The organism is Vibrio sp. Vb1166, from assembly GCF_033338695.1.
Taxonomy (GTDB): domain Bacteria; phylum Pseudomonadota; class Gammaproteobacteria; order Enterobacterales; family Vibrionaceae; genus Vibrio; species Vibrio alginolyticus.
Map to the genome: position 1 here is coordinate 126,805 of NZ_JAWOTE010000005.1, position 25,309 is coordinate 152,113.

At 44.7% G+C, this 25,309-nt stretch carries 27 protein-coding genes; 14 read left to right on the forward strand and 13 right to left on the reverse strand.

Annotated features, from left to right (window positions below):
* Positions 1 to 53 precede the first annotated feature (53 nt).
* The 10 genes from gap to R7E51_RS07990 all read left to right on the forward strand — a co-directional run bounded on the left by gap (position 54) and on the right by R7E51_RS07990 (position 10,159).
* A complete protein-coding gene (gene gap, locus R7E51_RS07945) occupies positions 54 to 1,049 on the forward strand; it encodes a type I glyceraldehyde-3-phosphate dehydrogenase (protein ID WP_005380697.1) in 996 nt (331 codons plus the stop codon).
* A gap of 156 nt (positions 1,050 to 1,205) precedes the next feature.
* Positions 1,206 to 2,090 (forward strand): D-hexose-6-phosphate mutarotase, encoded by an 885-nt coding sequence (locus R7E51_RS07950; protein ID WP_206958132.1) that lies wholly within the window; start codon positions 1,206 to 1,208, stop codon positions 2,088 to 2,090.
* A 199-nt stretch (positions 2,091 to 2,289) separates the two neighbouring features.
* Positions 2,290 to 4,326 (forward strand): methyl-accepting chemotaxis protein, encoded by a 2,037-nt coding sequence (locus R7E51_RS07955; protein WP_017820789.1) that lies wholly within the window; start codon positions 2,290 to 2,292, stop codon positions 4,324 to 4,326.
* A gap of 96 nt (positions 4,327 to 4,422) precedes the next feature.
* Positions 4,423 to 5,250, forward strand: coding sequence for a 23S rRNA (guanine(745)-N(1))-methyltransferase (rlmA, locus tag R7E51_RS07960; protein ID WP_005380691.1), 828 nt, complete (start codon positions 4,423 to 4,425; stop codon positions 5,248 to 5,250).
* Between the two features lie 97 nt (positions 5,251 to 5,347).
* Complete coding sequence (locus tag R7E51_RS07965; RefSeq protein WP_017820790.1) at positions 5,348 to 6,298, forward strand: ChaN family lipoprotein; 951 nt, start codon at positions 5,348 to 5,350, stop codon at positions 6,296 to 6,298.
* Between the two features lie 251 nt (positions 6,299 to 6,549).
* Positions 6,550 to 6,909, forward strand: a complete 360-nt coding sequence (locus tag R7E51_RS07970) for a hypothetical protein (RefSeq protein ID WP_005380688.1) — start codon at positions 6,550 to 6,552, stop codon at positions 6,907 to 6,909.
* Positions 6,910 to 7,307: 398 nt separating this feature from the next.
* Complete coding sequence (locus tag R7E51_RS07975; RefSeq protein ID WP_206958135.1) at positions 7,308 to 8,885, forward strand: alkaline phosphatase; 1,578 nt, start codon at positions 7,308 to 7,310, stop codon at positions 8,883 to 8,885.
* 136 nt (positions 8,886 to 9,021) lie between these two features.
* Positions 9,022 to 9,321, forward strand: coding sequence for a ribbon-helix-helix domain-containing protein (locus tag R7E51_RS07980; RefSeq protein WP_005384938.1), 300 nt, complete (start codon positions 9,022 to 9,024; stop codon positions 9,319 to 9,321).
* 140 nt (positions 9,322 to 9,461) lie between these two features.
* The gene (locus R7E51_RS07985) at positions 9,462 to 9,857 is read left to right on the forward strand and encodes a VOC family protein (protein WP_005380685.1); all 396 of its coding nucleotides are present in this window, start codon (positions 9,462 to 9,464) and stop codon (positions 9,855 to 9,857) included.
* 17 nt (positions 9,858 to 9,874) lie between these two features.
* Positions 9,875 to 10,159 carry a putative quinol monooxygenase gene (locus tag R7E51_RS07990; RefSeq protein WP_005384942.1) on the forward strand — a complete coding sequence of 95 codons (285 nt, stop codon included), beginning with the start codon at positions 9,875 to 9,877 and terminating at the stop codon, positions 10,157 to 10,159.
* A 69-nt stretch (positions 10,160 to 10,228) separates the two neighbouring features.
* Here the strand turns inward: R7E51_RS07990 and R7E51_RS07995 are convergent, their stop codons facing one another.
* Both R7E51_RS07995 and R7E51_RS08000 read right to left on the reverse strand, forming a co-directional pair.
* A complete protein-coding gene (locus tag R7E51_RS07995; RefSeq protein WP_005380681.1) occupies positions 10,229 to 11,908 on the reverse strand; it encodes a mechanosensitive ion channel family protein in 1,680 nt (559 codons plus the stop codon).
* Between the two features lie 191 nt (positions 11,909 to 12,099).
* On the reverse strand, positions 12,100 to 12,540 hold the full coding sequence (locus R7E51_RS08000; protein ID WP_005384948.1) for a YcgN family cysteine cluster protein: 441 nt from the start codon (positions 12,538 to 12,540) through the stop codon (positions 12,100 to 12,102).
* Positions 12,541 to 12,728: 188 nt separating this feature from the next.
* On the opposite strand from R7E51_RS08000, the gene R7E51_RS08005 reads away from it, so the two are divergent.
* From R7E51_RS08005 to aqpZ, 3 genes are all read left to right on the forward strand, one after another.
* Positions 12,729 to 12,977, forward strand: a complete 249-nt coding sequence (locus R7E51_RS08005) for a GlsB/YeaQ/YmgE family stress response membrane protein (protein ID WP_005380625.1) — start codon at positions 12,729 to 12,731, stop codon at positions 12,975 to 12,977.
* Between the two features lie 136 nt (positions 12,978 to 13,113).
* The gene (locus tag R7E51_RS08010) at positions 13,114 to 13,362 is read left to right on the forward strand and encodes a YkgJ family cysteine cluster protein (RefSeq protein WP_017820793.1); all 249 of its coding nucleotides are present in this window, start codon (positions 13,114 to 13,116) and stop codon (positions 13,360 to 13,362) included.
* Between the two features lie 229 nt (positions 13,363 to 13,591).
* Positions 13,592 to 14,290, forward strand: coding sequence for an aquaporin Z (aqpZ, locus tag R7E51_RS08015; RefSeq protein WP_017820794.1), 699 nt, complete (start codon positions 13,592 to 13,594; stop codon positions 14,288 to 14,290).
* Positions 14,291 to 14,341: 51 nt separating this feature from the next.
* Here the strand turns inward: aqpZ and recR are convergent, their stop codons facing one another.
* The 7 genes from recR to R7E51_RS08050 form a co-directional block, all read right to left on the reverse strand.
* A complete protein-coding gene (gene recR / locus R7E51_RS08020) occupies positions 14,342 to 14,941 on the reverse strand; it encodes a recombination mediator RecR (protein WP_017820795.1) in 600 nt (199 codons plus the stop codon).
* A gap of 30 nt (positions 14,942 to 14,971) precedes the next feature.
* On the reverse strand, positions 14,972 to 15,301 hold the full coding sequence (locus tag R7E51_RS08025) for a YbaB/EbfC family nucleoid-associated protein (RefSeq protein ID WP_005380618.1): 330 nt from the start codon (positions 15,299 to 15,301) through the stop codon (positions 14,972 to 14,974).
* Positions 15,302 to 15,383: 82 nt separating this feature from the next.
* Positions 15,384 to 17,489, reverse strand: a complete 2,106-nt coding sequence (gene dnaX / locus R7E51_RS08030) for a DNA polymerase III subunit gamma/tau (protein WP_017820796.1) — start codon at positions 17,487 to 17,489, stop codon at positions 15,384 to 15,386.
* 8 nt (positions 17,490 to 17,497) lie between these two features.
* Positions 17,498 to 18,043, reverse strand: coding sequence for an adenine phosphoribosyltransferase (gene apt / locus R7E51_RS08035; protein ID WP_005380615.1), 546 nt, complete (start codon positions 18,041 to 18,043; stop codon positions 17,498 to 17,500).
* 162 nt (positions 18,044 to 18,205) lie between these two features.
* The gene (locus R7E51_RS08040; RefSeq protein ID WP_080276930.1) at positions 18,206 to 18,592 is read right to left on the reverse strand and encodes a YbaN family protein; all 387 of its coding nucleotides are present in this window, start codon (positions 18,590 to 18,592) and stop codon (positions 18,206 to 18,208) included.
* Positions 18,593 to 18,625: 33 nt separating this feature from the next.
* Positions 18,626 to 18,757 carry a hypothetical protein gene (locus R7E51_RS08045; protein WP_005380608.1) on the reverse strand — a complete coding sequence of 44 codons (132 nt, stop codon included), beginning with the start codon at positions 18,755 to 18,757 and terminating at the stop codon, positions 18,626 to 18,628.
* 223 nt (positions 18,758 to 18,980) lie between these two features.
* Complete coding sequence (locus tag R7E51_RS08050; protein WP_005380606.1) at positions 18,981 to 20,087, reverse strand: response regulator; 1,107 nt, start codon at positions 20,085 to 20,087, stop codon at positions 18,981 to 18,983.
* A gap of 289 nt (positions 20,088 to 20,376) precedes the next feature.
* On the opposite strand from R7E51_RS08050, the gene R7E51_RS08055 reads away from it, so the two are divergent.
* On the forward strand, positions 20,377 to 21,252 hold the full coding sequence (locus R7E51_RS08055; RefSeq protein ID WP_005384959.1) for a LysR family transcriptional regulator: 876 nt from the start codon (positions 20,377 to 20,379) through the stop codon (positions 21,250 to 21,252).
* A gap of 66 nt (positions 21,253 to 21,318) precedes the next feature.
* Here the strand turns inward: R7E51_RS08055 and purF are convergent, their stop codons facing one another.
* The 4 genes from purF to folC all read right to left on the reverse strand — a co-directional run bounded on the left by purF (position 21,319) and on the right by folC (position 25,293).
* Entirely contained in the window at positions 21,319 to 22,833 is a 1,515-nt protein-coding gene (purF, locus tag R7E51_RS08060; RefSeq protein ID WP_005380592.1) for an amidophosphoribosyltransferase, read from the reverse strand.
* 36 nt (positions 22,834 to 22,869) lie between these two features.
* On the reverse strand, positions 22,870 to 23,361 hold the full coding sequence (locus R7E51_RS08065; protein WP_005380590.1) for a CvpA family protein: 492 nt from the start codon (positions 23,359 to 23,361) through the stop codon (positions 22,870 to 22,872).
* A gap of 61 nt (positions 23,362 to 23,422) precedes the next feature.
* On the reverse strand, positions 23,423 to 24,016 hold the full coding sequence (locus R7E51_RS08070; protein WP_017820797.1) for an SPOR domain-containing protein: 594 nt from the start codon (positions 24,014 to 24,016) through the stop codon (positions 23,423 to 23,425).
* A 14-nt stretch (positions 24,017 to 24,030) separates the two neighbouring features.
* Positions 24,031 to 25,293: a bifunctional tetrahydrofolate synthase/dihydrofolate synthase gene (folC, locus tag R7E51_RS08075; protein ID WP_017820798.1), complete on the reverse strand. Its 1,263-nt coding sequence runs from the start codon at positions 25,291 to 25,293 to the stop codon at positions 24,031 to 24,033.
* Between the last annotated feature and the right edge of the window lie 16 nt (positions 25,294 to 25,309).

Genomic DNA, 25,309 nt, shown 5'->3' on the forward strand with positions numbered 1-25,309 from the left:
TAATTTTACTACCAGTTATCTTTAATCAGAAATTAAGTTGTGGAGCAACTATAATGACTATCAAAGTAGGTATTAACGGTTTTGGCCGTATCGGTCGTTTCGTATTCCGTGCAGCGCAAGAGCGCAACGACATCGAAGTAGTAGGTATTAACGACCTTATCGATGTAGATTACATGGCATACATGCTTAAGTATGACTCAACTCACGGCCGTTTCAACGGTACTGTTGAAGTTGAAGGCGGTAACCTAATCGTTAACGGTAAAACTGTACGTGTTACTGCAGAGCGCAACCCTGAAGACCTAAAATGGGACGAAATCGGTGTTGACGTTGTAGCTGAAGCAACTGGTCTTTTCCTAACTGACGAGACTGCACGTAAGCACATCACTGCTGGCGCGAAAAAAGTTGTACTAACTGGTCCTTCTAAAGACGCTACTCCAATGTTCGTTAACGGCGTAAACTTCGACACTTACGCTGGTCAAGACATCGTTTCTAACGCTTCTTGTACTACTAACTGTCTAGCGCCTATCGCTAAAGTTCTTAACGACAAGTTCGGTATCGAATCTGGTCTTATGACTACAGTTCACGCAACTACAGCAACTCAAAAAACTGTAGATGGTCCTTCTGCTAAAGACTGGCGCGGTGGTCGTGGTGCTTCTCAAAACATCATCCCATCTTCAACTGGTGCTGCTAAAGCTGTAGGCGTTGTACTTCCAGAAGTAAACGGCAAACTAACTGGTATGGCTTTCCGCGTACCAACTGCTAACGTTTCTGTAGTTGACCTAACTGTTAACCTAGTTAACGGTGCTTCTTACGAAGACATCTGTAAAGCGATGAAAGAAGCTTCTGAAGGCGAACTAAAAGGCGTTCTAGGCTACACTGAAGATGCAGTTGTATCTCAAGACTTCATCGGCGAAGTTTGCACTTCAGTATTCGATGCTAAAGCTGGTATCGCGCTAACTGACAAATTCGTTAAAGTTGTATCTTGGTACGACAACGAAATCGGTTACTCAAACAAAGTTCTAGACCTAATCGCTCACATCTCTAAGTAATTAGAAAGTTAGCAATTAGCGAATAACTTCGTTAAAGAAAAGGCGGCTCTAGAGTCGCCTTTTTTGTATCTGGAATTTGAGAGAATGCAGGCTCGATGTTGCATTTAATGTGCGAAGCGCGTCTAAAAGCTCTCCCCCAGCGATAGGAAACTACACATGGATTTAAAAACTCTCCCAGCCCTAACGGTGCTATCTGATAACGTCACTATCGTTGAAGTTGATCAGATAAAAATCGTCCGCGTGATTCATGACAAAGCAACGGCAGGCATCTCGCTACACGGTGGTCATGTCGTGTCGTTCACGCCTAAAGGTCAAGAAGATCTGATCTGGATGAGCGAAAAAGCTGTCTTCGATGGTAAAGCTGCTCTTCGCGGTGGTATTCCGGTTTGTTGGCCTTGGTTTGGGCGTATCGCTGCTCCAGCTCACGGCTTTGCCCGCACCGCAGAATGGGAGTTGGTTGAACATCGTGAGAACCATAACGGTGTGATTGTTGAACTTGCTCTGTTCCCGACAGAAGAAATCCACGATATTTGGCCCCATATGTTTGACGCTCGTTTGGTGATTGAAGTGGGCGATGAGCTAAAAGTGACGCTCAAAGTCATGAACATTGATGACGAGGCTTGGACCTTCTCTGGCGCATTACATACTTACCTAAACGTTGGAGACATTAAGCAAGCACAAACGACAGGCATGGGTGCCGAGTACATTGATAGCTTGAAAGCTGATGCGGTATGCCAAGGTAGTAATGTTCTACAACTAACTGACACGATTGATCGCGTTTACACGCAACCAGAAGCGAAAATTTTGGTAAAAGACCCGGTATTGGATCGTACGCTAAGCGTACACAACCAAGGCCACAACTCAGCAGTATTATGGAACCCTTGGGCAGAAGGTGCGCAAAGCATGGGTGACATGGCTGACGATGGTTATCAAACCATGTTGTGTGTAGAGTCTGCTGTTCATGCACCAAGTATTGAGCAAGGTCAAACGCTCCAACCAGGTGAGACACATGAACTTGTCACTGTCATTTCAGCGCAGTAAGAATCACCATATAAAGGCCGGGGATACCCGGCTTTTTTTTGTAATAAAAGCTCTGCTTAGATGGTCCTATCTTTACTAACTTATTGGTTACTGGTCACTTTTGACGGTTTCATTAATAAATATCAAAAAAATTGATCATATAAACCGATAGCATACCGATACAAAACTCATAAATAATAAAAATATCAGGAATTAGTCTATGTTAGAGAGATACCGAAATCAAAGTGTCGGATTCCAGTTGAAACTGGTGATCACTTTGTGTCTATTCATTGCTTTCAGCAGTATTGCAGCGCTTGTTTACCGCAACGCTTCCGATGTTCTATTGGAAAGCACACTGAAAGAACACCAATCTAAAGTAGAATCAATGGCAAAAACCATTGCTGGCCAATTCGATGCTTACCTGCACACCGCTAAAGTCCTCGAATCTACTTTTCGCAATGGCTACCTTGCCGGTGTCTATGTCGAAAATTACACGGTTGACTTCATGGGACATGAAGTACCAAACATCACTCAATACAGTGAAAGCTTAATTAATGACACCAAGTTGGTCGACAGTTTCACACGTGATACCGGCGCTATAGCAACGCTATTCGCACCATTGGGTGACGACTTTATTCGGGTGTCCACCTCCCTAAAAGATCCACAAGGTCAACGAGCGGTCGGAACCACGCTAGGCATCAACCATCCTGGTTATCAGCAACTTAAAGCAGGACAACCGTATTACGCTCAAATTAAATTGTATGGCGAGCGCTACATTACCTACTATGCCCCAATCAAAGATGCGACAGGAAAGGTAGCAGGCCTATCGTTTATTGGCTTACCAGTAGACCAAGCGACACAAGCCTTGTTCGATGCACTCGAAGAGATAAAATGGGGCGACACTGGTTACACCATTATCGTTGATAACGACGACAACAATCTTGGTAAATACCTACTTCATCCAGCAAAAAGCGGCTCAGATTCGTCAATACTAGAAGTCGCCGACTACAATGGTCACAAGCCTTTTGGTCAGATTTTCGAACAATCTAGTGGATTAATTCGCTACCCTTTCGAGTACCAAGGTAACGTAGGCGAAAAGTATCTTGTCTACACAGAGGTTCCAGGTTGGAATTGGAAACTGCTAGGCGGTACGTTTATCAAAGAAGTTACAAAAGGTAGCGACACGCTTCTCACACTCATTGCCATCATTTCTTCGGTAGCGGCAATCATTACTTTTGTTGTACTGACACTTTTCTTGAATCGCAGCTTACAACCTCTCACGACTCTAAACTCATACATGACTCGCTTAGCGGGCGGCGAAGTCAGCTTGAACATTCCAGCGTCTCGTAAAGCATCAAAGAATGAAATTACGAACCTGAGCTCGGGTGTCGCCAGTATGGCAAGTCAGCTCAATGAACTTGTTGGTAAGATCCGTTCAACAAGCGACTTAGTGGAGAGCAACTCCACCAGCGTTGCCAACGATGCACATAGCAATTTGACCCAAGCCGACCGACAACAACAAGAAGTCGAGCAAGTTGTGACAGCGATTGAAGAAATGGCCTCTTCCGCTCAATCTGTCGCACAACAAGTCGAAAGCATTGCGGAAAACGTACGCTCAGCAAATACTGATAGTCAGTCTGGTCTCGCGATTGTTGAAGGCGTATGTATCGACGTTGCTCAACTTAACGATCAATTGGATCAATCAGCAACGGCTATCGAGCAAGTAAATCGCGATAGCGAGAGTATTCAAACCGTCACTAAAATGATTGATGAAATTGCTGAGCAAACCAATTTACTTGCCTTGAATGCCGCCATTGAAGCAGCACGAGCAGGTGAGCAAGGCCGTGGCTTCGCTGTTGTAGCAGATGAAGTGCGCACACTTGCGCACCGAACCCAAAGCTCAGTTCAAGATGTCGTGGAAATTATCGAGAAACTAAAAGGGTCGACTCATAATGCAGTTAATATGATGACAGACAGCCAACGCAGTGCAAACCAGGTCTTGGACAAAGCACAAGACGCGGGCACAGCATTAGAAGCCATCGCAGTACAAGTGCAGTCGATAGCCTCTCAAGCCGACGCCATTGCAGCGACTTCAGAAGAACAAGCTCAAGTTTCACAAGAAATTGCAGCAAATGCCCACTCTATCAGTGAACTTAACCGAGAAAGCCGCAACACGAGCGCAAAAACCTCGCAAAGTGCCATTGAACTTCAACAACAAGCACGAAACTTGAAAGAGCAAGTCGACTTCTTCCACTAATACTTAATAAGAGCCGACCCAGTCGGCTCTTTTTGTTTCACTTGAGACCATGCTTTTTGATAGAATTTGCCGCCCTACTTTCTGTTCGAGATCGTCATGAACTATCAATGCCCTCTATGCCACCAAGCTCTAGCGTTAAATGAAAAAACGTTTAAGTGCGAAAACAATCATCAGTTTGACTTAGCAAAAGAAGGCTACGTTAACTTGATGCCAGCGCACCACAAACGTTCTAAAGATCCTGGTGACAACAAAGAGATGATGCAAGCTCGTCGTCGATTCCTTGAAGGAGATTACTACAACCCAATGCGCCAAGAAGTGGCGCAGCTGTGTGCAACATACACTGAGGGGAGCACCCATCAATTATTAGATATTGGTTGTGGTGAAGGTTACTACACAGATCAAGTACAAAAGACGATAGAAACACAAGCGAACCATGCCACGATTTATGGCTTAGACATTTCCAAAGTTGCCATTCGTTACGCGGCGAAGCGTTACACGCACTGCAACTTTAGTGTGGCTTCTAGTCACCGACTTCCCTTCGCAAATGAATCCTTAGATGCCATTTTGCGCATTTATGCCCCGTGTAAAGCTGAGGAGCTGCAGCGCGTTGTAAAAAACGACGGCGTTGTTGTCACGGTTACTCCTGCTAGCCGCCACTTATACCAACTGCGTGAGCGCATTTATCAAGAAGTTCGTCTTCACAATGAAGAACCAGAACATATTGAAGGGTTTGAATTAGAGCACCAGCAGCATCTTAACTATGTTATGGACTTGAAAAACGGAGCCGCAATCGATTTATTGCAAATGACGCCATTCGCATGGAAAGCAACCGATGCTCTTCGTGAAGAGTTGAAATCCGCTACACTTTTCCAATGTGAGGCTGATTTTATGTTGCGTGTATATCGCAAAAAAACACTCAATTAATAAGTCAAAAAAACAACAAACGCAAATAGTTATCATTTATATTGATTCATTGCTCAGCCTCCATTAATATCATCCGGACATTTTTGGAGGCTTTTCAATGCGCTTTTCTACTACTTTGAGCTTGCTCTTTGCAGGCTTACTTACTGGTTGCTCTTCATATACGCACACCGACTCTCACGCAACCTCAGCGGAAGTCACTAGTTTTTACGACTACCAACTATACACCCCTTCTGGCGAGCACATCGCTCTAAGCAAACTGCCAATTGAGCTGCAACAAGCAGATGTCATTCTTATTGGTGAATGGCACACACACGCCGGCGTTCATCGCTTTCAAACCGATATGCTCAAACAACTTACGTCCTACGACCGCTCACTCGCGTTATCTATGGAACAATTTACCCGCGACAAACAACCTGTTGTTGACGCTTACCTACGTGGGGAGATCGGCGAACAGTACTTAATGAAACAAGCCAACGCTTGGCCCAATTATGAAAGCGACTATCGCCCTCTCGTGGAGTTTGCTAAGCAGAAAAATCTCCCGGTCATTGCAGCAAATGCACCAAAGAGCATTGTCCGATGCATTGGTCGACAAGGGCTAGATTACATTAACAAGCTCGATGATGATCAGCGGATGTTCATTGCACAAGCCATCAACACTGGTAGTAGTCCGTACAAAGAAAAGTTCATGGCATCCATGCATCACGGTAAGCCAGAGCAGACGGAAAAACAGTTTGCAGCTCAAGTTACTTGGGATGAAACTATGGCGGAATCTATCGTTAGCTACCTAGACGACAACCCAGGCGCTCAGGTTGTCCATGTTGCAGGCAAGTTTCACACCGAGCAAGGGTTGGGTACGGCAGCATCAATCTTAAGCCGCAACCCGAGCTTAAAAGTGGTTGTAATTAGCCCAACAGATAACGTGCTTTCTGATAATACTGACTATCAGTTAGAGGTTCTCGCACCACCAGTACGGTATGTACAAGATGCTCACCGCATGGCGGCATATCAACATCTAACTAAACGCAATAACGATCTTCAATGTAAGTAGCTGCTCTTCAATTTAAGTTACTACCTTGCCGTTGCGTTGCATCATCACACCGCTCCGAGTTCATCGAGTGACAAGGGTCTGCTTCCTGCTGGTCTATTTTTTGCTAATGATCACCAATAGAAACTAGAAGCGGCAAAAGCAGACCTGTTTTTATCCAAATAGCTTCAGAAATAAACTTTGCCGCCGATAAAAATATAACTGCTTTTTACCCGCACTCAGTGACCGAGTGTCGATGTTCCAAGGAGTATTCGATGAATCCAGTAGGAAGCACTTCTGTTAATAGCTATGCCAAACAATCTGTCGCCTCTAAACAAGCAAGTATTGCACAAGAAGAAACTAGTGCTTCGCCGCTGAAAGTCGAACACAATAAGGTGACGCTTTCGACCGAAGGCAAAGCGCTACTTGCCGCTCTGCAACAAATCGAGCACGACAGCAAGAAAATAGAAGCAGAAGATAAATCTGTTGGTGAAAAGGTCGAATCTTTCACGCATGGTGCGCTTGGCATGGATCACCCCGATAAAATCGAGAAAGAAGAGGATGGCTCATATTCTGCGGGTCAATACCTTTCTGCGGCACTTACCGTTGGTGGCATCATACTGGCATTAGTCTGATAACCAGTCTGATAATCGTCACGACAACAAATCCTATTTGAACCAAACACTTACTGCAGCCCATAATTTAATAGGCCAAAGAACGATATGATGCAAACGTAAGTGAATTCGACCGCTCTTGTGGCCCGATAATACATGCTCGTTTATTGCTCCCTAAACTAGGTTTCTTGTGAAGGCACTGAATGGATAACTTTAGTCCATGCTTTCAACTCCTAAGCGTAATCCAAGCCCACGTTTGTGGGCTTTCTTCTTTCCAAACTAACGAACGTTAGAGAGCGACTCATTTTTTCTGCAAAACCAAACAAAAACGACAATTTGGTTAAACTTTTATTACCGACACAAAACCTTCATAAATCATTGCTTTAATGCCTGCGCTTTCAATAAACAAGGAAAATATAATGAAGCGCTTAGTATCTCCAATCGTTACGGCAGTGGCTGCATCTACCCTCTCTTTCAACGCACTCTCAGCTGAAATCAAAAACGTCATTTTGATGATCGGCGACGGCATGGGTCCTCAACAAGTTGGTTTACTCGAGACCTACGCAAAACACGCACCTAACTCGGTTTACAAAGGCGAAAGCACAGCGTTATACAAACTCGCTCAAGAAGGTGTGATTGGATCATCACTGACCAATCCAGAAGACGCAATTGTCGTCGACTCTGCGTGCTCAGCTACGATGCTAGCGACAGGAATCCCTACCGCTTCTGAAGTCATTGGCATTGATAGCCAAGGCAACCATGTCGAAACTATTTTGGAAAAAGCCAAAAGTAAAGGTAAAGCAACTGGGCTCGTCTCTGATACGCGTATGACCCACGCAACGCCAGCAGCATTTGCCGCTCATCAACCACATCGCTCCCTAGAAAACAGTATTGCGGCGGATATGCTCGAAACAGGCGTAGACGTGATGATGTCTGGGGGACTTCGTCATTGGATTCCAAAGTCGACAAACGACAAGGGAGAGACATACGAGCAACTTGAAAAGCTCACTCAAGGTAATGTCTACCTAAAGTCGAAACGTAAAGATGAGCGCAACTTGCTTACTGAGGCGCAAGACCAAGGTTACAACCTGGCTTTCAGCCGCGATATGCTCACACAAGCTAAAGGTGACAAATTACTTGGACTTTTTGCTTACTCGGGCATGAACGATGGTATTGCCTACAGTCAAAGCAAAAACGATCCAAAACGCACGCAGCCATCGCTGAAAGAAATGACCACCAAAGCAATCGACATTCTTTCAAAAGACAAAGACGGTTTTTTCTTGATGGTTGAAGGCGGCCAAATTGACTGGGCTGGCCACAGTAACGATGCAGGTACGATGCTGCATGAAATGCTTAAATTCGATGAAGCGGTAAACTCAGTTTATGAGTGGGCAAAAGGCCGTGATGACACCCTGATCATTGTTACTGCTGACCACGAAACCGGCTCTTTTGGCTTTAGCTACTCATCAGCAAACTTGCCTAAACCACAAAAACGCGACGGCGAAGCATTCAAAAATCAGGATTACGCGCCAAACTTCAACTTTGGTCAGTTCGAGATCCTCGATGGTTTATACAACCAAAAGAAAAGTTACTACGGCATGATCAGTGAGTTCCAAGCGCTTGATAAGAAAGAGCAAACTCCAGAGAAGTTTGCGGAAGTCGTGAACGCAAATAGCGATTTTTCGATTACGCCTGAGCAAGCAGAACGCGTATTAGCAAGTAAACCAAATCCATACCGACTCGCTGGACACAAATACTTAAGCGAAGAGAACGTACCGGCAATCAATGACTTTGATGCTTTCTTTCCTTACAACGACCGTGGCAACTTGCTAGCGCGTGAGCATGCAACAAAGCAAAACACAGTATGGGGGACGGGTACTCATACGCATACTCCTGTCAACGTATTTGCTTGGGGACCTGCAGAAACTATCCTTCCAGTATCAAAAATCATGCACCACTCGCAACTAGGCGAGTACTTGAAGCAACAAATTAAATAATCAACTTGCACTTACTTCACAACTCGTGATGTTTCAACGCTCTCGCAAGGGAGCGTTTTTTTATGCATGAAAACAGTTGACGTTTTAAATCGTACACCACAATAATTATGGGTCTTTCATTATATGAATAAAGAAAATGTGCGAAATCTTTGCTAAGCAACCCCAAGACAACTATCAGTTCATCACCCGCTCTATCCGTATTGATGGTCACGCGACCAGTGTAAAACTTGAAGCGAGCTTTTGGACAATTCTTGAGGAAATCGCTAGTGCTCAAAACATGACGGTTCCTAAATTCATAAGCACTGTTTATCAAGAAGCACTCGAATACAATGGTGAAGTGAACAACTTTGCCTCCTTACTTCGATGCGCTTGCCTCACTTACGCCCGCCAACCTCAAGAGACCACTCGTCAAGCACTTGCGCAACTTAACAGTTAATAGCAACCAACCGACCAATAACCATCCTAGGCTATGCATCCGTATTATAAACCCTTGAGCATCTTCTAATTTGTCGTACTAGAGTACTACCCAGACTCCTTTTGAAATCGCTAACCTGTGCGGACTATCAAGGAGTACCTATGACAAAAATGATTCACACCATGATCCGAGTAAGTGATCTGGACCGCTCTCTACAATTTTACTGTGACGTACTTGAACTAGAAGTCGCTGATCAATACATCTTTGATGGCTTTTCTCTAACCTATCTAGCCAACCAAGAAACTGGCTTTGAATTGGAACTGACGCACAATCACGACCAAAGTGAGCCCTACACTCACGGCTCAGGTTACGGCCACCTTGCCGTCAGCGTGGAGGACATTGAACAAGCCCACAAACGCATTAAATCTCTCGGCATTGAAACTGGTGACATCAAAGCCTTTGACCATCAACAAAAGCATTTAGCAACGTTCTTTTTTGTAACCGACCCTGATGGTTACAAAATTGAGTTCCTGCAACGCCAAGGGCGTTACCTATAACAAAAAGAGTAAACATTATGATTCACTTGACGGCTACCTTTCATGCACAACCGGGAAAAGAACAAGAGTTGAAAGAGGTACTTACCCGAGCGCTTGAACCTACTCGCAATGAAGAAGGTTGCGTTCGTTATCAATTGTTCCAAGATAAAGACAATACATGCCACTTCGTTTTTCAGGAGCAATTTAAAAACCAACAAGCATTTGAGCTTCATGGTAAAACAGAACACTTTGCTCTTTTGATTAGCCAGATCGACAACTTGTTAGAATGCGAGCCGAAACTGGTGTTCTTTAACGAACTGTAACTATGGCGCTAACCGAAGATCAAAAAGGGCACTCTACCTAGAGTGCCTTTCACTTGTTGGGACCTGTGATTAGGCGTCTTGCTTCTCCACCATATGCAAATGCACATCTTGTTGTGGGAAAGGAATCGAAATACCTTCTCGGTCGAAGCGTAGTTTCACCTCTTTTGTCACATCCCAGTATACATCCCAGTAATCATCCGTTTTTACCCAAGGACGCACAATAAAATCTACAGAAGACGTATTTAATGTATGAACTTTGATCATTGGCTCTGGAGTGCGAAGTACCGAAGGGTGAGAGGTAATGATATCAGACAATACTGACTCCGCTTTTAAGAGGTCATCCGCATAGCCAATGCCAAACACCATATCCACGCGGCGAATGCGTTCATGCGTGACGTTCTTAATAACATCTCCCCAGATTTTGCTGTTAGGAACAATAATAATTTGGTTATCAAACGTACGGATTGTGGTGTTCACCAAACTCATATGGCTTACCTTGCCATCCACACCGCCAGCATACACAAAATCACCAACATCAAATGGGCGATAAATAAGCAGCATCATACCCGCCGCGAAGTTGGATAACGTGTCTTGCAACGCGAAACCAATAATCACACCAGCAATACCGAAACCGGTTAGGATTGGCGCTAGGTTCAAACCAAGCTGAGATAAGCCCACCATGATACCGATCACCCACACGAATTTGCCGGACATCGAGATAAAGAAGTCCTGCATCAAGTGGGAAAGTTTTAAGTTTTTCGATGCAACTGCTTTACGGACGACTTTGCGAGTTAACTTAGCCAGTCCGCGAGCGATCAATAAAATCAGCGCAAAAACAAACAACTGGAAGATATGCTGCGGTGCATTCTCGGCAAACCAATCCAGTGCCGAGTTGGACCAGTGACTCAGTATTGACCACACAACTTTGGTATTCAGTAAATCATGGGTGATATTACCCGTCACTTCAAAAATTTGGCGTTTGTATTCAGACGTTTCTAAACCGACTTTATCACCAATTGAAATCAGGTTGCGTAAGCTTTCTGTCGCAATATTTAGCCTTTGTTTAGTAATGAGCTGACTAAGTTGCAACGACGCTTTTTCCGACTCTGGGCTAGACGAAAGTTGGGAGCCAATGATCTCACTTTGCTGACTCAAGTACTCAATTGAAGCAGACAGTAAGCGCATACGTTTATCAATTTTATCTTTTAGTTCCGCTTCTGCGCGCTCGTTTTGGGCCCCTAGCTCCTTCAACCAAGCGAGATTTTGCCAGCTCGAATCGAAGCTAACATCAAGATAACGCTGTAGCTCTCGATAATCATTAACAAGAGCAAGCTTCTCTTCATCCTTAGCCTTATTTAAATCCTCGACGACTTTCTTTATTTTTTCCGATAGATAGTTCGTCGCATCCTCAGAGTATTGTTCTTGTTTTTTAACTAGCAAGATCAGCTTGTCGCGAGAGATAGTTTCACGTTCAATCGCTGACGCTAACTGGCTTCTTAATTCTTCATTCTTTTGGAATAGTTGCAGTTGAAGGGCATCACGCTCGTCGCCACTCGCTTGCGAGAGGCTTTGGGATAAATCCACAATCTCTCGGTTCAAGTTGTCAATCGAGATTTCGGCAGCAGAAGGCTCTTGGATATCGTCAGTAGCAGTCGCATGAACAGCCATTGGGGAGAACATAATGACGGCAAGTGCGAATAATGTCACCCAAGATGTCAGGCGCAGTTTCTGGGGGAAATGAAACGTCATGTTTACCTCATAGGGAACAATCCTGATCAAAACAATCAGGAATAGAAGTGTAAAGCGTTGAAATCATACTCCTAAGTTTACAACACTAAATAATAAACTGAGCAGCATTTCGTTAGCGAGACGTCAAAGTTGGGAGCCCCAATAGCAAACAAGCCTTTCATTTAATCAATGAAAGGCTTGTTTGTATTCGACTAAGGACGGTTGGGATGATTTAAAATATGGTCTTCCCAATCCACCACATCAATCTCGTAAACAACTTTGTTACGGACACTTTCCCCTGCCGCATGCATTGCGGACTTAGAGCCGGTAATCAACGGATGCCATTCTGGTAAAGGCTGCTTTTCAGCCAACAGACGGTAAGCGCACGTGTGTGGCAGCCAAGTAAAATCGTCGATGTCTTCTCGGGTCAGCTTGGTGCACTCTTCACCCGAAGTGAAACGGTTTGGGTAATCCTTACATGAACACGTTTTACTGTTCAGCCAGCTACAAGCCACATTGGTATAGTAGATTTCATCGGTATCTTCATCCATAAGCTTATGCAAACAACATTTGCCACAACCATCACAGAGAGATTCCCATTCCTCTTCTGTCATCTGCTCTAACGATTTACTTTGCCAAAATGGAGTGCTCATACTTCAGGTCTCACCAAGGGAATTTAGGGGGCGATTTATACTCTTCTCAACGCAAAAGTTCAAGTTTTGAGAAGATCTTGCATCCTTCCCACATAACGGTGGAGATATTCAACTACTTTCGTTTTACTGTTCTATCCTTAAACAAGTTTCCATTACTCAATTGATCAAGAAGGCATTAAGGAGTTTTCATGGGTATTATTTCTTGGATTATTTTGGGCTTAATCGCCGGCGCACTTGCTAAATGGCTCATGCCAGGAAAAGATGGGGGCGGTTGGATTGCAACAATGTTACTTGGTATTGCAGGGGCATTTGTAGGTGGCTTCCTTGGCGGCATTCTCGGTTTCGGCGGAGCAACTGGCGTCAACATTGGTAGTATCATTACCGCAACACTAGGCGCATTTATTCTGTTGTTTGTTTATAACCGTTTCTTAAAATAATCACGATGATTTAAAAGCAAAAAACCAAAAAGGGAGCGTAATGTTAAGCGCGCCCTTTTATTTTTTCTTTCTTCACTCTTCCAATCCACGTCAAAATGACCATAATTGCCCCCTTAATTTTTAAGAGGTTTACATTATGGATTGTCGATTAGGATGTGGAGCGTGCTGTATTGCGCCAAGTATCTCTTCACCAATACCTGGAATGCCAAAGGGCAAACCTGCAGGTGTTCGTTGTGTGCAACTCAACGACGACAATTTGTGCAAGCTATTTGGTAAGCCTGAACGCCCCAAAGTCTGTCACGATTTTAAACCGTGTCCGATTGTATGCGGTAACACCAATCAAGAAGCACTCGACAACATCACTGAATTAGAACAATTGACGTAATGCGACTCTAGACCACACGTTTAAAGTTAGTACCTCGGTTGTTTCTCTCCGAGGCAGTAATCAAAGCAAACTCGAGATTTAGCACTTCCCCCCTCTGCTTTTTATCTCACCTTTGAGAACTCTTGCCACATAGCGTTCCATTTGCGGTTTTTGCGCGATCTCCCTCACAATTTATTGACAATTCTCGACTATGTTCAGCGGGTCATTTAATTAAAGATCAGGAAAGAACATGAATAAGTATTTGGCTGAGGCTTTTGGCACGTTCTGGCTAGTGTTAGGCGGCTGTGGTAGCGCGGTGTTGGCTGCGGGTTTCCCTGAAGTGGGTATTGGTCTGTTGGGCGTTTCTTTGGCATTCGGTTTAACCGTTCTGACGATGGCATTTGCTATCGGTCATATTTCAGGTTGTCACTTGAACCCTGCAGTGACAGTTGGCCTTTGGGCTGGCGGTCGTTTTGAGACAAAAGACGTTACGCCTTACATCATCTCACAAGTGATCGGCGGGCTTATCGCAGGTGGCGTGCTTTACGTTATTGCATCTGGACAAGCAGGATTCGATGTTGTGGGTTCTGGCTTTGCCGCCAATGGTTATGGTGAACACTCTCCAGGCCAATACTCGATGATCGCTGCACTTGTGACTGAAGTTGTCATGACGATGATGTTCCTGATTGTCATTATGGGTGCAACAGACAAACGTGCGCCACAAGGCTTTGCACCTATCGCAATTGGCCTGTGTTTGACTCTCATTCACCTGATCAGCATTCCTGTCACCAATACGTCAGTAAACCCTGCTCGTAGCACGGCAGTCGCAGTATATGTGGGTGAATGGGCGGTTTCTCAGCTATGGCTGTTCTGGATTGCTCCTATTGTGGGTGGCGTGCTTGGTGCGGTTATCTACAAAAACCTTCTTGGTAAAGAATCGAACGATTAATCGTTCCTAACTCCCAAAATCAAAAAAGCCGCTGAATTCAGCGGCTTTTTATTAAATTCTGTGTCGACCTAATAGCGAATGTGACAACGTCGTGCCATCAACAAGCTCTAGCTCCCCACCGACAGGCACACCATGCGCGATGCGGCTGGCATCAACTTGGTGCTCTTTACATAGCTCTGCGATGTAGTGGGCAGTGGCTTCACCTTCAACTGTTGGGTTTGTCGCCAAAATCACTTCGGTAATATCACCGCGACGTAAGCGGTAATCAAGGACATCCAATCCAATATCACTTGGACCAATACCATCTAATGGCGACAAATGCCCCATAAGAACAAAATACCGACCAGAATATTGGCCTGTTGCTTCAACGGCTGCGATGTCTGCCGGGCTTTCTACCACACAAATTTGACCATTTTCTTGGCGTTTTAGGTTGGTACAAATGTGACAGACTTCTTCTTCGGTGAAGGTTCGACACTCAGTACAATGACCTATTTCTGTCATTGCCTGACTAAGCGCATCTGCAAGCTGCAAACCGCCTTTTCTATCGCGCTGTAACAAATGAAAGGCCATACGCTGCGCTGACTTGGGGCCAACCCCAGGTAGACAACGTAAGGCCTCCATCAATTGCTCCAGCATATGACTGGTACGCATTAAAAGTCCGCTTAATTAAATATCAGCAGATTAGAATGGCATTTTCATGCCTGGTGGTAGTTGCATACCGCCAGTTACAGAAGCCATTTTCTCTTTTTGAGTTTCTTCAACACGACGGGCTGCATCGTTGAACGCCGCAGCGATCAGATCTTCAAGCATTTCTTTGTCGTCTTCCATCAAACTTTCATCGATGTCAACACGACGTACGCTGTGACTACCAGTGATAGTAACTTTAACTAGGCCAGCACCAGACTCGCCAGTTACTTCCATATTCGCGATTTCTTCTTGAAGCTTTTGCATGCGATCTTGCATTTGCTGGGCTTGCTTCATTAGGTTGCCCATACCGCCTTTACCAAACATGTTTATCTCTCTGGTTTAATGAGGTGTTGCATCAATTAATGGGGTTATACCTTTGGGTTTTCAACCCCATTCCATTCGATTATTAGATAGGGCGCACACTATCTTTATCAAGCTCTGCAGCAAAACGACGTTCAATAAATTGAACATTTGGATCGTTTTCTAAACTGTTCAGCGCTTGCTGTAATTTCTCTTGGTAGAGCCTATCTCTCAGTTCAAGTGGTGTTTCTCCACTCTCCCCTATTTCGATGCTCATGTGGCACTCTTCACCCAACACGGTATTAAGTGCTTTAAGCAATTCGGCTTGAGCTCTATCAGTATTCAAATGAGCTTGGCTGCTTCTCAATAGTAACGAAACGGTTGTTCCTTCCTTACTATAATGAGAGTTTAGCGCAAGTTGCTCTACCAGCTTAGGGATCTCCATTAAGCTGATTAGCTTCGCCCATTCATTATGTTCTAATGACTCATCGATGAGCTTTTGTGCCATTTCAGGCGTTTTCTCATGCTCAAGTGCCTGCTTGAGCTGCGTAGGTGTCAGTTTTGTATTTACTTTTGTCTCAACAGGCTTGCTTGGACGCCAGCGATACGCTTCCTCAACTTGTGGCTCCGTCGACTTCGGAGCTGAGTTTGGCGACACCTGCGCGGAATTGCCATGCAATTGCGCTACTCGGTCGATAACCGATTCTGGTTGTGCAGATGCCGCTTTAGGCTTTTTTGAGCCACCATTTTGAGGAGTGTTCTGTTGTAGGCCTTGACGCTGAGAACGTAATTGGTGACGCAAACCGCTTAGACCGCCGCGCGCTGGTGTTGAAACGCTCTCTTGCACTTGTTGAGGTGGCGTTTCATGTTGCGGCGCTGGGTTTTCGCTCATCGGCGGCGCCATATCATACTGTGGTGGAACCGTCTCATATCCACTCGCTTGATACTCAGGTTGCGAACTGGATGAAGGTTGAGGCGCCGCTTGTGGTGTGCTTTGTGCTGGACTCGGCTGCTGAGCTCGAGGAGCCGCGGCTGTCTGAGCTGGCGCAGCCTTTGGTTGACTGGTACTTTGAGCCGGAGATGACGCTGGCTCGCAGTTACTAGAAACAACATTTGCCCCACTGTTATTTGATGGGCGGAACGCCATCATACGCAGCACAATCATTTCCAAACCGACTCGCCCATTTGGCGAGAGGGTCAAATCTTCACGACCTTTCAATGCAATTTGATAGTAAAGCTGAACGTCTTGCGGGCTTAGAGCTTTACTCAACAGCTCAATTTTCTCTGCATCTGGTTGGGCTCGGTCTAACGATGCGGGCAACGCTTGATACATCGCAATTCGGTGTAACTGTGTTGCGACTTGCTGCAACAAACCATCCCACTCGACACCATTTGCTGCTAATTGCTGGATTTTATCCATGGCTTGTTGAGGTTGCTTGCTGCTGATTGACTCTAGTAAGTGAATCGCTTGGTCGGTATCAATCGTCCCCAACATGTGGCTGACAATATCGGTTTGCACCGCACCGTTACCTAAAGCAATTGCTTGATCAGTCAAGCTAAGAGCATCACGCATACTGCCATCTGCAGCATGTGAGATCATACCCAACGCTTTTGGCTCTGCTGAAACTTGCTCTTGACCTAGGATGTAATCAAGTTGCTGGTGAATATCATCAACGCTGATTGGTTTCAGATGAAACTGAAGACAACGCGACAATATAGTGACAGGCAGCTTTTGTGGATCAGTTGTTGCGAGTAAGAACTTCACATACTCTGGCGGCTCTTCCAGGGTTTTCAACAACGCATTGAAAGAGTGACGCGATAGCATGTGCACCTCATCGATGAGGTACACTTTAAAACGTCCACGAGCAGGTTTGTATTGAACGTTGTCTAACAGTTCACGAGTGTCTTCAACTTTAGTACGTGATGCTGCGTCGATTTCAAGAAGATCGACAAAGCGACCTTCATCAATTTCACGACAAGTATCACACTTACCACAAGGTGTCGCGGTAATGCCGGTTTCGCAGTTCAAGCCTTTGGCAAACAGCCTACCGATACTCGTTTTACCCACACCACGAGTCCCGCTGAACAGATAAGCATGGTGTAAACGGTTTTGCGCCAGTGCGTTTTCCAACGCCGTCAGGACATGTTTTTGTCCGACAACTTGGTCAAACTGATTAGGACGCCATTTTCGCGCTAAAGCTAAATAACTCATTGAATGTATTAATGTCCTTCAAAATCGCAGATGCTGTACACGTTTAGACCTAGTGCTTCTAAACGTTTATCGCCACCGATTTCTGGTAGGTTGATAACGAAGGCAGCGTGCTCAACTTCACCACCCAGTTGGCGAATCAGCTTAGTCGTCGCTTCAATAGTACCGCCCGTTGCCAATAAATCGTCGACAACCAGTACTTTGTCGCCTTCAACGATGGCATCTGTATGGATTTCTAGTGTATCAACGCCGTATTCAAGCTCATAAGATTGAGCAACAGTAGGGCGTGGTAGCTTGCCTGGTTTACGCACTGGTACAAAACCAACACCTAGCTCAAGCGCTAAAGGCGCGCCAAATAGAAAGCCACGAGCTTCCGTACCCACAACCTTGGTAAAGCCCATATCTTTGTAACGTTCAACAAGTAAGTTGATCGTCGCTTGGTATGCTTTCGCGTCTTCAAGAAGGCTCGTCACATCACGAAATAGAATGCCTGGCTTTGGGTAGTCTTGGATGCTTTTGATGCTAGATTTGATCAGTGAAATTGTTTCTGTAGTCATAATACCGATTTACTTAGATTGGCTCATCGCCCTCTCTAATCGCAGTATCACGAGGGCAACGAACAATAGGTTTTCACCACTATGTGCTTATTTTCGTAAAAGTCACAGGCGCTGAAAATACAAACGCCCACTCGAAGAGCGGGCACACTATTCTCTACAATCTTAGTGATTTTCTTCTCGGTCAGCAACCAACTCAATCACAGGCAGACGCATAAACCAGCTGAGTAAAACGATTAGCATCACTAAAAGACCAATTTTTACCCAAACGAGGGGGACAACAACGATTGAAACCATGAAACTAAGCGCAATAAAAATCGCACCACGCTTTTTTACTTTTGAAGTAACAGCCCGATGCTTATGCCAATTGTCGAGAATGGGTCCAAACGTTTTGTGGTTATGTAACCATTGATGAAATGCGGGGCTACCACGCATAAAACATGCGCTAGCAAGCAAAATAAAAGGTGTGGTGGGTAAAAGTGGAAGGGCTATGCCGGCTATGCCGAGCACAATACAGAGTCCACCAACAGTATTGAAAAAGTAACGCTTAATACGAATGGTGAACTCCGGTACAAAATAGCTAGATTAAAAGCCTGCGTAACCATTCATTACACGAAGCCAGGTTAGCGTTGCAGGAAGTGTTGGGATCAAAAGAACTGCAATAAAACCTAAAAAGTAAAAAATATTATAAGGCTCTTTAAAATCTTTGTCTGCCATGATGTGTCTTCTCACTAGTTGACTTTGCTTCTCCCAAGGCACAGCGTTAAATTATCGTTGCACAAATGGGTCATTATTGTTTTAAGCGCTGACTATACATTAAACAGCCAAATCTAAACACCAGTAAAAAATAAGGTTATTGAACTAAACGTATGTTGTTTTGGTGGTTCTAAAAAGATAATAAGCAGCGTCAGGACGCTGCTTATTGGTTTGCAAGTCATAATTATACTAGTCGGGATTTCCGGGTAATACTTAAACTAAAACTTGAAGAACCTAAACACCCGATGGACAACTGTCCTGCAACACTAAGCGGTAAATCGCGGGTGATGAAGTTTTTCATACTTCCTCCCCCTAAACGGTTACCTGCTGCGATGTGTTGATTCGTATTTCCGTCAGACCAATGGCTATCTAAACCCGCAGGCAATATAGAGACCGAGGATGAAGCGAGGTCGGCGACACCAAACACAGCATTGACTGCACCCGCACACTCCGAACACTCAATTCCTTTTTCAATGATCCCTACCATGTCCTTGAGATCAGCACTGAAACTTTTCAAGTTACGGAGATAATCGTCAAACAATGCCCTAACGAGCAATGTCGTCGCAACTCCATCATTAGCTTGGGAAGCAGAATCAACGAGATAAAACGCAAATTGACCATTCATTAACCAACGATAATCGAAAACCAAGGGCATCACATCCGTCGATTGCAATAAACGGTACGAGCAGCGCCAATCTCCCTGAGCAGCATCCTTCTCTGGCAATAGAGCTTGCAGTAAATCTCTTGCCGCACTCGGATTCTGTTGTAAATATTCCAGATGCCAATACAGCTCTTGTTCATCTGGGATTTCACCACCATCATCAACCCTGAACCACTGACTTGAAAAGTCACGTTGTTCTGAGAAGTGGCTATCGGTATCTTCTAGCGTATTCTCTATCGCCTGAGATAGGTGCTCATAATTACCTATCGGTTTAGGAAGAAAATCTTTAATACCAAATCGCAACGCTTTCGCGACATCGGACATTTCATCCGTGCCTGATACCACGATAAGCGGCATATATGGATATTCGAGACTAACTTCTTCGACGAACTCGATACCATCTAAGACCGGCATCGATAAATCACATAAGATAAGATCGGGTTGGCATTCCCTGAGTTGTTGAAGCGCTTCTAGGCCGTTTTCTGCTTCTACTACTTTAAAACCCTGACTTTCTAAATAGGCATTGGTTACTTTACGAAATATTGGATCATCGTCCACCAACATTATTAGTTTTTGATTAATCACTTCCTGTGCCGAGACCATTGCCGTTTGACTGTGAGTCTTAAACATACCTTTATCCCTCACAAAGCTCAGTCAAAAAAACAGATTTATTATTAAGTCATTATTTTTGTTGTGTTTACTTCCAGCAAAACGTGTCACAGCAAGACCTGAGGCCGCTTCGCCTTGTTATAAAACTTAGCTCGGAAACTGCATTAATACAAATATTACGGCGTATAACAGTATTTACTCAAACAGGGTTGCTGTGTTCAAATGATGCAACATGTTGACTTAAAGCAAGCTTTGATCACAAAGTTAATTATAAATTAACCGTAATCGGTAATTTAATGTGTCTGGAAATATGAAATTAGATGACTTAAACCTGTTTCGACTGGTTGTCGAAAATGGGAGCTACACCGCAACTTCGCGAAAAACCATGATCCCGGTTGCGACCATCACCCGACGCATTCAAGCGCTAGAAGACTCTGTCAATCTTCGACTATTGAACCGTCATGCTCGCAAACTCTCGCTCACTGAAGCAGGGGAACGTTTTTACCATGAGTGCTCTCCTTTACTACAAAGGCTAACAACCGCAGCAGAGGAAATCACTGACGACTGCCGAGGAGCATCCGGCAAGATTAAGATATCCGCGCCTTACAACTTAACTAAACGAATGATGATGCCGATGTTCAACAGCTTTATGAAGCAGTACCCGGACATCAACATTGAGCTAACGACAGAGAATAATGCGGACAAGCTTGACCCTACTGAATGGGATGTAATTTTTCGAGTGGGACCGCAACGCGACTCTAGCCTCATCGCGCGTAAGATTGGCGAAGTGAAGGATATTCTCGTTGCAAGCCCTGACTATCTAACCTCGAATCCTGCGCCACACCATGCAGAAGAGCTATCTAACCATTCATTGCTAAAAGGGTACCCACTTATTAAGTGGACCTTGATTAATAGCAAAGGCGAGTCTGTGGTGAATGTTGATCGTGGTCGTTTTCAAGCAAACGCGCTCAATGTGGTGCGCAGCGCTTGTTCCGAAGGTTTAGGCATCACACTAATGCCAGATGTAATGATCAAAGAGTACATCGAGAGCGGCGATTTGGTACGCGTACTGCCAGATTGGAGTGCAAACCCGCGCGACATTTATATGCTTTACAACCACAAAGACCACCTGCCAGAGAAAGTTCGCCTCTTTATTGACTTTGTGATCGCTTATAACATTCACTAACTAGATAGCGAAAACAAAAAACCAGAGCCGAAGCTCTGGTTTTTTTACGACTTAAGAAAGCGCATCCTATGCGCCTTCGTTATGAAGCTCTAGGTTTGCTAAATCCTGTTGGATTTCAAGTTGTGTTTTCGCATCATCATTACGAAGACCATCTAAGAAATCTAGGTATTGTTGGTCGATATCACCCGTTACGTATTCGCCGTTAAACACGGAAGTATCGAACTGAGTAATGTCTTGGTTTCCAAGACCTACAGCCTCTACCAAATCTTCTAGACGTTGATAAATAAGCGCATCGGCACCAATCTGCTTACAAATTGTATCGTTGTCACGGCCATGGGCAATAAGCTCTGTAGCACTTGGCATATCAATGCCGTATACGTTCGGGAAACGAACTTCAGGAGCCGCTGAGACCATGTACACTTTCTTGGCACCAGAATCACGAGCCATCTCAATAATCTGCTCTGACGTTGTACCTCGAACAATAGAGTCATCCACCAGCAACACATTCTTACCTTTGAATTCCGAACGAATAGCATTCAACTTGCGACGTACTGATTTCTTACGTTGTTGCTGGCCAGGCATGATAAACGTACGTCCAACATAACGGTTTTTCACGAAACCCTGGCGATAAGGGATATCGATCGCTTGAGCGATTTGCAGTGCAATGTCGCAAGACGTTTCAGGGATAGGAATGACAACATCGATATCAAGGTTTGCGTAATCTTCACGAATACGTTCGCCCAGCTTTTTACCCATTTCAACGCGAGCGCTGTATACCGAAATTTTATCGATGAACGAATCCGGACGAGCAAAGTACACGAACTCGAAAATACAAGGGTTAAGCTTAGGATTATCTGCACACTGCTTCGTGTAAAGCTCACCGTCAAACGTTGCGTAAATCGCTTCACCAGGTGCAACATCACGGACGAAATCAAAACCGACCGCATCCAATGCCACCGATTCAGACGCAACCATGTACTCTGCTCTGCCGTTAACTTCACGCTTACCTAAACACAGCGGGCGAATACCGTGTGGGTCACGAAATGCAATCATACCATGACCAATGATCATGGCGGTCACAGCATAAGCACCGCGAATTGTGCGATGAACATTGGTGACTGCGCGGAATACGTCTTCGGTCGTGACATTTCCTTTTACTGAGTCAATTTCGTGCGCCAGTACATTTAGTAATACTTCAGAGTCTGAAGTGGTATTGATATGACGGCGATCTTTTTCAAACAGCTTCTGACGAACTTCGTTAGCGTTGGTCAAGTTACCGTTGTGGGCAAGTGTAATACCGAAAGGAGAGTTTACGTAGAAAGGTTGAGCTTCTGAAGCACTTGAACTGCCTGCTGTAGGGTAACGAACATGACCAATTCCGACCTCGCCTTGCAGGCGCTGCATGTGTCTTGCTTCAAATACATCCTTGACTAAACCGTTCGCCTTACGCAGACGAAAACGATTGCTTTCTATGGTACAAATACCAGCGGCATCTTGGCCACGATGCTGTAACACCGTTAACGCGTCATAAATAGACTGGTTTACAGGCGTTGTGCCCACGATTCCAACAATACCACACATGTCCTAATCCTCGATTTGCGACAGTAGCTGGCACTACTAGATAGTGCCAGACAGAAAACTTGATGTTGCTTGTAAATGCTCGAAGAATGGGGCGATGATACGGCTGAACTCAGGGATCAACTGTGAATCTTTCCACCAATCCGAGCTTGGGAATGCAGTAAACGCATCCATAAAAAACAGCACCGCAGAAACAATTAAGACTCCGCGTAGACCACCAAATACAATCCCGAGAATTCGGTCCGTACCTGATAGCCCTGTTTTTTGTACCAGTTGACCAATGACGTAATTCACCACTGCACCAACTACCAAGGTTGCGACAAATAACGCCGCAATCGCCGCTCCGTTACGAAACATATCATCTTCGATGTTGGTGAAGTACACCGCCAATTTGGCATAGTAATTACTGGAGATAAAAAACGCTCCGAACCAAATCACCAAAGACAAAGCTTCTTTAGCAAAACCGCGAACTAAACTGATCAGAGCTGAAAATCCGATCACACCTAAAATGATAAAATCTATCCAATTCATCTTTTCTTCATCTTAAGTTGGCGCGCATTTTAACAGAAAAAATGCTGACGCAAACGTTTTCTTATGGATTTAATGGCTTAAATTTAAGCAATTGACCTTTTGAACCTGTAATTTTTTGTAATTCTTGAACTTGTCGTTCAAGTTTACTTTTTGACACATCAGGGCCAACAATCACTCTCGTAAACTCGTTTTCTTTCTTTGTGTGAGCTTGATAACCACGCTTTTGCAAATCCGCGACAAGCGCGACAGCATTTTCGTGATTCTTAAGTGCCATCAACTGAATGATCCAAGCTGAATCTTCATATTGATTTTTCTCTTGAACAGGACGAGTGACGACCTCAACTTGCTCTGGTTGTTTGATGACCTCAGGTTTAGATGTTGGCGCTGGCTCGGGCTCAGAAACGGCTACTTGAGCATCCTCACGTTCTTGCACTACAGCTTCAACCGGAGAATCCGGTAACGTAATGTCGTCTTCCACTGGCTCTAATATTTCGAAGTTTTCCACATCACTATCAAGTTCTGGTTTGATAGGAATACTGGCAAATTCTTCTTTGTAGTGCAGTTTCTTACCATCTAGCACATCGGGAAGAACAATGACTCCGACTGCGACTAGAATGATGGTGCCGACTAAACGACTTTGGAATTTACTTGCCATCAAAATACCTTTACTTATTTATTATTTGATTGCCAATGTTCCAATACCTCTCCGACGGTATGGAATGAGCCAACCACCAGAATAACGTCTCCTGTCTTTGCGTGGCTTCTCGCACTCTCGAAGGCGTCAACAGGGTTTTCAAAATGAACTTGCCCATCAGGTAAGTATTGGCACAATTCATCAGCGGTCGCCGCTCTCGGTCCAGTAAGCGACGCTGGATACCATTGTGTTGCAACTGGAGTTAGAGCTTCAATGGTTGCTTTAATGTCCTTGTCATGCAGCATTGCAACCACAATATGGATATTCTTACCCAGATATTGTTGCTTCACTCTCTCTACCAAATACTCAGCAGAGTGCGGGTTATGAGCGACATCAAGGACTATTTCAGGTTCGTGATGCAGTACCTGCATACGCCCCGCCAAACGAGCATTATTCAAGCCATTGACAATATTTATGTCAGTGATTTGCAATTCCGAAGCCCCTAGTGCCATCAGTGCAGTGGCTGCATTTTGTAATGGTAGCGATGGGATTGGTAAATCCTCTAACTCAAATGCCCCACTGCTCCATTTCCAACCATTATCAGTTAGTTGGTAATCGTACTGAATACCTACTTGGAAGAACTCAGAACCAATATCGTCAGCATGAGCCGCCACGGTCGCTGGTGGCGTCGGTTGACCACAAATTGCTGGCTTCCCTGAACGGTAAATGCCCGCTTTTTCAAAACCAATAACATTGATGTCATCACCAAGCCAATCCACATGATCGATCGCTAAGCTCGTAATAACAGAAACATCATGGTCAACAACGTTAGTGGCGTCTAGACGGCCGCCAAGTCCTACTTCAAGTAAGACAACGTCAACTTTCTCTACTTGGAAAATACGTAGCGCAGCAAGCGTACCGAATTCAAAGAGGCTAAGGCTAACATCACCACGCTGCTTTTCTACATAATCGAATGCTTCACAGTGCTTGGCATCTACAACGTCAACGCCATTAATGCGTACACGCTCGTTGTAACGAATCAGGTGCGGAGAACTATAAACACCGACTGAATAGCCAGCATCAAGTAAAATGGCTTCCATTAACGCACACGTTGAGCCTTTGCCATTGGTTCCGGCAACGGTGATTACGGTTGGAGCTGGTTTGGTAAGATTGGCTTTGTTTGCTACCGCTTGGACACGGTCTAAGCCTAGATCAATTGCTGAGGAATGAATATTTGCTAAATAATCAAGCCACATCTCTAATGAAGATGTGGCTTGAGGAATTGGGTTTTGGGTCATCTAACTTTAACCATTA

Excerpts from the sequence above, each read along its gene's own strand:
- R7E51_RS07970 (WP_005380688.1), top strand. The coding sequence starts at position 6,550 with ATGAATCCAGTAGGAAGCACTTCTGTTAATAGCTATGCCAAACAATCT.
- R7E51_RS08070 (WP_017820797.1), bottom strand. The coding sequence starts at position 24,016 with ATGGCAAGTAAATTCCAAAGTCGTTTAGTCGGCACCATCATTCTAGTC.
- R7E51_RS08025 (WP_005380618.1), bottom strand. The coding sequence starts at position 15,301 with ATGTTTGGTAAAGGCGGTATGGGCAACCTAATGAAGCAAGCCCAGCAA.
- purF (WP_005380592.1), bottom strand. The coding sequence starts at position 22,833 with ATGTGTGGTATTGTTGGAATCGTGGGCACAACGCCTGTAAACCAGTCT.
- R7E51_RS08045 (WP_005380608.1), bottom strand. The coding sequence starts at position 18,757 with ATGGCAGACAAAGATTTTAAAGAGCCTTATAATATTTTTTACTTTTTA.
- recR (WP_017820795.1), bottom strand. The coding sequence starts at position 14,941 with ATGCGTACCAGTCATATGCTGGAGCAATTGATGGAGGCCTTACGTTGT.
- R7E51_RS08055 (WP_005384959.1), top strand. The coding sequence starts at position 20,377 with ATGAAATTAGATGACTTAAACCTGTTTCGACTGGTTGTCGAAAATGGG.
- apt (WP_005380615.1), bottom strand. The coding sequence starts at position 18,043 with ATGACTACAGAAACAATTTCACTGATCAAATCTAGCATCAAAAGCATC.
- R7E51_RS07965 (WP_017820790.1), top strand. The coding sequence starts at position 5,348 with ATGCGCTTTTCTACTACTTTGAGCTTGCTCTTTGCAGGCTTACTTACT.
- R7E51_RS08050 (WP_005380606.1), bottom strand. The coding sequence starts at position 20,087 with ATGTTTAAGACTCACAGTCAAACGGCAATGGTCTCGGCACAGGAAGTG.
- gap (WP_005380697.1), top strand. The coding sequence starts at position 54 with ATGACTATCAAAGTAGGTATTAACGGTTTTGGCCGTATCGGTCGTTTC.
- aqpZ (WP_017820794.1), top strand. The coding sequence starts at position 13,592 with ATGAATAAGTATTTGGCTGAGGCTTTTGGCACGTTCTGGCTAGTGTTA.
- dnaX (WP_017820796.1), bottom strand. The coding sequence starts at position 17,489 with ATGAGTTATTTAGCTTTAGCGCGAAAATGGCGTCCTAATCAGTTTGAC.
- R7E51_RS08010 (WP_017820793.1), top strand. The coding sequence starts at position 13,114 with ATGGATTGTCGATTAGGATGTGGAGCGTGCTGTATTGCGCCAAGTATC.
- R7E51_RS07990 (WP_005384942.1), top strand. The coding sequence starts at position 9,875 with ATGATTCACTTGACGGCTACCTTTCATGCACAACCGGGAAAAGAACAA.
- R7E51_RS07995 (WP_005380681.1), bottom strand. The coding sequence starts at position 11,908 with ATGACGTTTCATTTCCCCCAGAAACTGCGCCTGACATCTTGGGTGACA.
- R7E51_RS07955 (WP_017820789.1), top strand. The coding sequence starts at position 2,290 with ATGTTAGAGAGATACCGAAATCAAAGTGTCGGATTCCAGTTGAAACTG.
- R7E51_RS08005 (WP_005380625.1), top strand. The coding sequence starts at position 12,729 with ATGGGTATTATTTCTTGGATTATTTTGGGCTTAATCGCCGGCGCACTT.
- rlmA (WP_005380691.1), top strand. The coding sequence starts at position 4,423 with ATGAACTATCAATGCCCTCTATGCCACCAAGCTCTAGCGTTAAATGAA.
- folC (WP_017820798.1), bottom strand. The coding sequence starts at position 25,293 with ATGACCCAAAACCCAATTCCTCAAGCCACATCTTCATTAGAGATGTGG.
- R7E51_RS07985 (WP_005380685.1), top strand. The coding sequence starts at position 9,462 with ATGACAAAAATGATTCACACCATGATCCGAGTAAGTGATCTGGACCGC.
- R7E51_RS07975 (WP_206958135.1), top strand. The coding sequence starts at position 7,308 with ATGAAGCGCTTAGTATCTCCAATCGTTACGGCAGTGGCTGCATCTACC.
- R7E51_RS08065 (WP_005380590.1), bottom strand. The coding sequence starts at position 23,361 with ATGAATTGGATAGATTTTATCATTTTAGGTGTGATCGGATTTTCAGCT.
- R7E51_RS08000 (WP_005384948.1), bottom strand. The coding sequence starts at position 12,540 with ATGAGCACTCCATTTTGGCAAAGTAAATCGTTAGAGCAGATGACAGAA.
- R7E51_RS07950 (WP_206958132.1), top strand. The coding sequence starts at position 1,206 with ATGGATTTAAAAACTCTCCCAGCCCTAACGGTGCTATCTGATAACGTC.
- R7E51_RS07980 (WP_005384938.1), top strand. The coding sequence starts at position 9,022 with ATGTGCGAAATCTTTGCTAAGCAACCCCAAGACAACTATCAGTTCATC.